Genomic DNA, 5,727 nt, shown 5'->3' with positions numbered 1-5,727 from the left:
TATAATATTGTAAGACTATATAATGAAGAGGTAAAAAATGATTTACGGAATCGGTTGTGATATCGTCGATATTCATCGCTTTGAAAAATATGTCGATGATAAAAAACGACTTGAAAAATTATATACAGAAAATGAATTAAATGAATTTTATAAAATAACAAATCATAGAAGGAAAATGGAGTTTTTGGCTGGACGTTTCGCTGTAAAGGAGGCTACTTCAAAAGCTTTAGGAGTTGGAATTTCCAAAGATTTTTCTTTTCATGATGTAGAAGTAAAAAAAGATGATAGAGGGAAACCTTATATTGAATACAAAGACTTTATAACACATTTAACGCTAAGCCATACTGATTCAACGGTTGTGGCATTTGTTATTTTAGAAAAAGGGGATAAGATTAATGATTAATGATAGACCAACACAATTAAGAGTAGACTTAGATGCAGTGTTAAATAACTACAATAAGTTAACATCTCTTAATAATAAAAAAATCGGCATAGCAATAGTAAAAGCTGATTCATATGGACTAGGTGCAAGAGTAATAGCTAATCATCTTTATAAAAATGGTGTTAGATATTTTGCTACTGCAACATTAGAGGAAGCATTAGAATTGAAAGATGTTATTTATGACAGTATGGTTCTTGTATTAGGAGTGACAAATCCCCAAAATGTAAAATATGCAGTAGAAAATAATGTATCATTAACGTGCCCATCTAAAGCATGGTTAGAAGAATGTTTATCTGAAATGAAAGATGTTGAAGGAAAATTAAAAATTCATGTTAAGATTGATACGGGAATGGGAAGAATTGGTATTTCTGATAAAGAAGAATTAGTTAAAATCGATAATCTACTTTCATCTGAGAAAATAGATTTTGAAGGGATATTCTCGCACTATTCTAATGCTGATGGTAGTGATAATAATTATGATGATTATCAAACTAAAAACTTCGATGAAAGAATAAAGCTATTTACGCATAAACCAAAATACATTCATATTGGGAATTCAGCTAGTACAGTAAAATATAGTGATAGAAAAGATCAGTATAATATGACTAGGCTAGGAATTACGTTATATGGATGTTATCCTAGCGAAAGTATCGAGATTTTAGATAAGGTTAAATTAGAACCGGTAGCTACATTATTAAGTAAGGTATCTCATGTTAAGAAGTTTTCAAAAGGAGAAAAATTAGGGTACGGAATTAGTTATGAAGCAAAACAGGATGAATATATCGCAACAGTTCCTATCGGTTATGCTGATGGTATTTTAAGGCGAGCTCAAGGATTCAAGATTAAAGTTGGGACAGAAGACTGTGAGATTGTAGGACGTGTTTGTATGGATCAACTTATGGTACGTTGTAGCGAAAATATAAAAGTAGGAGACGATGTTCTAATTTTTGGTGAGAATAATGGACAAAAAATATCAGTTGATGATTTTGCTACATATCAAGATACAATAAGTTATGAAATATTCTGTTGTATAAATAAACGTGTTCCAAGGGTTTATTATAAAAATAAAATGGAGTTATAGTATGTACGAGAAAATTACAAAAAATTTAGCTACTAAGTTAAAAATACAAGATAAGTATATAGTAAATGTATTAAACTTACTAGAAGAAGGTAATACAATTGCTTTTATCGCAAGGTATAGAAAGGAATTAACAAATTCTCTAGATGAAGTTGCTATTAAACAGATTCAGGATGAGTTTAATTATTTAAAATCGCTTGAAGAAAGAAAAGAAGAGGTAATTAGATTAATTTCAGAAAAAGGTCTACTTACTGAGGAATTGAAAAAAGATATCTTAGCTCAAGAAAAATTACAAAGGGTTGAAGACTTATATCGTCCTTTTAAAGAGAAAAAACGTACTAAGGCTACGATAGCTAAAGAAAAAGGCTTAGAGAAACTAGCTAACTATATTTTAAAACTTCCAAAATCTTTAGAAGATTTGAATAAAGAAGCTGCTAAGTATATAAATGCGGAAAAAGAAGTTAATAGTGTTGAAGAAGCTATCAACTATGCATTAGATATTATTGCAGAAAATATTTCGGATAGCGCTAAATATCGTGAGTACGTACTTGAAAACACTAGAAAATTCGGTCAGATTACATCAGTACTAAAAAAAGGCGGAGAAGAAAAAGACGAGAATGCTACTTATAAAAATTACTATGAGTTTGGAGAACAAATTTCAAAAATTGCTTCGCACAGAATTCTTGCATTAAATAGAGCGGAAAAAGAAGGAATAATTCGTGTAAGTATTGAAAATGATAAAGATAGACTACACAATTATATACTACGAGGATTAACGAAAAATCGTCAAACGGCTATTGGTGACTTGCTGTTAGAATGTATAGCTGATAGTATGAAGAGATTAATCTATCCATCAATTGAAAGAGAAATCCGTAGTGATTTAACGAAAAAAGCAGAGGAAGACTCAGTTGTTATCTTCTCAGAAAATTTAAAACAACTATTAATGCAAAGTCCTCTTAAAAATAAAAAAGTTTTAGGAATAGACCCTGCGTTTAGAACAGGTTGTAAGATGGCAATTGTTGATGAATATGGTAATTTTATCGATAAGATGGTAATCTATCCGCATAAACCTGCTTCAGCAGATAAACAAGAAAAATCTAAAAAGGATTTAATTAAATTTATTAATAAACATAATATTAATTTAATAGCTATCGGAAATGGTACTGCATCTCGTGAAATTGAGAAATTTGTAGTAGATAACTTAAAAGAAGCGGGATTAAAAATTGACTATGTTATCGTAAATGAAGCGGGAGCAAGTGTGTACTCAGCTAGTGAAGTAGCACGTGAAGAATTCCCAGACTTTAATGTAGAAGAAAGAAGTGCTGTGTCTATCGCACGTCGTATTCAAGATCCATTAAGTGAACTTGTGAAAATTGATCCTAAGTCAATAGGAGTAGGTCAATATCAACACGATATTACGCCTAAGTTTTTAGAAAAAGAGCTTACTTTCGTAGTAGAGACTGCGGTTAACAAAGTAGGGGTAAATGTTAATACGGCATCTGTTTCACTACTATCATATGTGTCAGGTGTTAATAAACAAATCGCTAAAAATATCGTAGCGTACCGTCAAGAAAATGGAAAAATAGAAACAATTAAAGAAATAGCCAAAGTACCAAGACTTGGTAAGAAGACATTCGAGCAATGTGTAGGATTCTTTAGAATACCTGATAGTAAAAATATTTTTGATGCTACAGGTATTCACCCAGAAAGTTATAAAGCAGCAGAGAATTTATTAAAAGAGCTGAAACTATCAACTAAAGAAGTAGGAACAGAAGAGTTTGCTACTACAATAGATGGTGTAGATAAAAAAGCTCTAGCAGAAAAAATTGGTGTGGGTCTTGAAACGTTAGAAGATATAATTAAAGATTTGAAACAACCTCTACGAGATGAACGAGAATCGTTTGCTAAGCCGTTGTTAAAATCTGATATTCTAACTATCGATGATCTTCAAATAGGAGTCAAATTAGCAGGGACTGTGAGAAATATTACGCAGTTTGGGGCATTTATAGATATTGGTTTAAAACAAGATGCTATGGTACACATCTCAAAAATTAGTAAAAGTTATATAAAAAATCCACTTGATGTCCTTAGTGTAGGGCAAATTGTAGATGTATATGTTATAGATGTAGATAAGCAAAGAGGTCGTGTTGCACTAGCAATGTTTAAAGATTAAAGGAGGTAAAAATGAATAATAACAAATCAAAGTACCTTCCAAGTATAGATAGTTTAAGGGCATTGGCTGTATTAGCCGTTATTATTTATCACGTTGACGTAAATTACCTACCGGGTGGATTTTTAGGGGTAGATTTATTTTTTGTTTTATCGGGATATTTAATTAGTTCATTAATTATAAAAGAATTCAGAAAAACAGGGACTGTAAATTTATATAACTTCTATATAAGAAGGGCTAGACGTCTGTTACCAGCTGTTTACTTTATGATAACAGTTGGATTAGTAGTAATGGTACTTTTCAATGAAGTACTTCTTCATAAGAGTCACCTTGATGCTATATTTGGTTATATATATTCTAGTAACTGGTGGTATATATTCCATAAACTAGATTATTTTGATAGTTTTGGTGCGCAGAGCCCGTTCAAACATCTTTGGTCTCTAGCAATAGAAGAGCAATTTTATATGATTTTTCCTTTGCTATTCCTATTAGTTAATAGAAAGAAAAAATCAAAAGATGGAACTTTTAAATTAAATAAGAACTTCTTATATGTTGTTCTAGGATTAATATTAGTATCATTAATAGCACACATTCTATTATTCGATATTAATAATATTAGTAGAATTTATTTCGGTACAGACACTAGAGCATTTTCTCTACTAGTAGGAGTTGTAGGCGCAATCTTATATCCTATGGAGAGATTGCATACTAAGGTAACTCCGCAACAGAACCTGATATATAGTGTGATTTCACTAGTATCTATCGCTACTTTAATCACAGTAATGATTTATACATCTGAATATAACACATGGCTATATAGAGGTGGTTTCCTATTAGTAGCTATATTAGGGTTAATAGTTATTATTAGTAGTGGTAAACAACATACAGTAATGGCAAGGTTATTGTCATTTAAACCAGTTGTGTTTATTGGGAAAATTTCTTATAGTTTATATCTATGGCATTTTCCAATATTAGTATTAACCACACCAGTAGCTGAGATTGGTAATACTAACATTTACTTTGTAATATTAAGAGTTATTTTAACGTTTGTTGTAGCTATAGTTAGTTATGTGTTTGTAGAAACCCCAATAAGAAAATTAGGATTTAAAAACTATATAAAAGTTATTTTCAAAAAACTGAAAAAATACCCTAGAAAATCACGTAGAATTTATGCCGGTATTGTTGGAGTAGTTTTAATATTTTTCGTAATGGGAATTTTTGGAAAGAGTGTTCCATTTATTTCAACAGCATTTGTAAAAGAAATGGAAGTTAATAAAGAAACTCAGTTCGTAAATAATGGGAATAATAAAGAGAATAAAGAAGAGCAAAATAATGATTCAAATAAAGAAAACAAAGATAACAATGAAAATAAAGATGAAAAAAATAATACAGAGAAAAAATATAGTTCTGTTGTAGTTATCGGAGATTCATTGACAGTTGATATTGGAGAAAAATTCCAAGAATTATATCCAGGAGCTGTTATCGATGGGAAAATTGGTCGTCAGTTATACGTTGCCATAGAAGAAGCAAAAAGTTATTCTAACTACAATAACGAAAATTCTGCGATAATTTTCCAATTAGGAACGAATGGACCATTTACTGAAAGTCAAATTGAAGAGTTAGTAAAAGTGTTTGATAAAGCCGATATTTACTTTGTAAACATTAAAGTACCAAGAGCTTGGGAAAAAACTGTGAATGCAGCATTGAAACAAGCACAAGAGAAACATACTAACATTAATATAATAGATTGGTATTCAGTAGCAAACAGTAGTAAAAATTTATTTGAACCAGACAGAGTTCATTTAAATCAAAATGGTATTGTTGAGATGACAACATTAATTAAGAAAAATCTAAAACGACCAGTGGAAATTAAAGCAAATTAAAAATAATATAAAGAACTAAGTAGCAGGGAAATGCTATTTAGTTCTTTATTTTTCGCTTGTATAATAAATTGGTTGTATACTAAATCCGGGGCTTGGAAAAAATGGCAGTGTCAAGATTTTTGTGTAAACACAATCTGATGTTTTAAATAAAGTT

General features: G+C 30.4%; 4 protein-coding genes. All 4 read left to right on the top strand.

Annotated elements, in window-relative coordinates:
• Positions 1–37 precede the first annotated feature (37 nt).
• The 4 genes from acpS to RWN11_RS06635 are packed head-to-tail and all read left to right on the top strand — an operon-like array spanning position 38 to position 5,573.
• The gene (gene acpS, locus RWN11_RS06650; RefSeq protein ID WP_314160973.1) at positions 38–403 is read left to right on the top strand and encodes a holo-ACP synthase; all 366 of its coding nucleotides are present in this window, start codon (positions 38–40) and stop codon (positions 401–403) included.
• On the top strand, positions 396–1,523 hold the full coding sequence (alr, locus tag RWN11_RS06645) for an alanine racemase (RefSeq protein WP_314160972.1): 1,128 nt from the start codon (positions 396–398) through the stop codon (positions 1,521–1,523). The genes acpS and alr overlap by 8 nt, the downstream gene beginning before the upstream one ends.
• Before the next feature lies 1 nt (position 1,524).
• On the top strand, positions 1,525–3,693 hold the full coding sequence (locus RWN11_RS06640) for a Tex family protein (RefSeq protein WP_314160971.1): 2,169 nt from the start codon (positions 1,525–1,527) through the stop codon (positions 3,691–3,693).
• A gap of 11 nt (positions 3,694–3,704) precedes the next feature.
• Positions 3,705–5,573: an acyltransferase family protein gene (locus tag RWN11_RS06635; RefSeq protein ID WP_314160970.1), complete on the top strand. Its 1,869-nt coding sequence runs from the start codon at positions 3,705–3,707 to the stop codon at positions 5,571–5,573.
• Positions 5,574–5,727: the final 154 nt, after the last annotated feature.

The sequence above is a fragment of the uncultured Gemella sp. genome (assembly GCF_963519265.1).
In the GTDB taxonomy this organism is placed as follows: domain Bacteria; phylum Bacillota; class Bacilli; order Staphylococcales; family Gemellaceae; genus Gemella.
Note: the sequence above shows the minus strand (reverse complement) of the source record. Positions and strands in the feature narration are given on the sequence as shown.

Bases quoted from the DNA above. Each gene is read 5' to 3' on its own strand.
- acpS (WP_314160973.1), top strand. From the start codon at position 38: ATGATTTACGGAATCGGTTGTGATATCGTCGATATTCATCGCTTTGAA.
- alr (WP_314160972.1), top strand. From the start codon at position 396: ATGATTAATGATAGACCAACACAATTAAGAGTAGACTTAGATGCAGTG.
- RWN11_RS06640 (WP_314160971.1), top strand. From the start codon at position 1,525: ATGTACGAGAAAATTACAAAAAATTTAGCTACTAAGTTAAAAATACAA.
- RWN11_RS06635 (WP_314160970.1), top strand. From the start codon at position 3,705: ATGAATAATAACAAATCAAAGTACCTTCCAAGTATAGATAGTTTAAGG.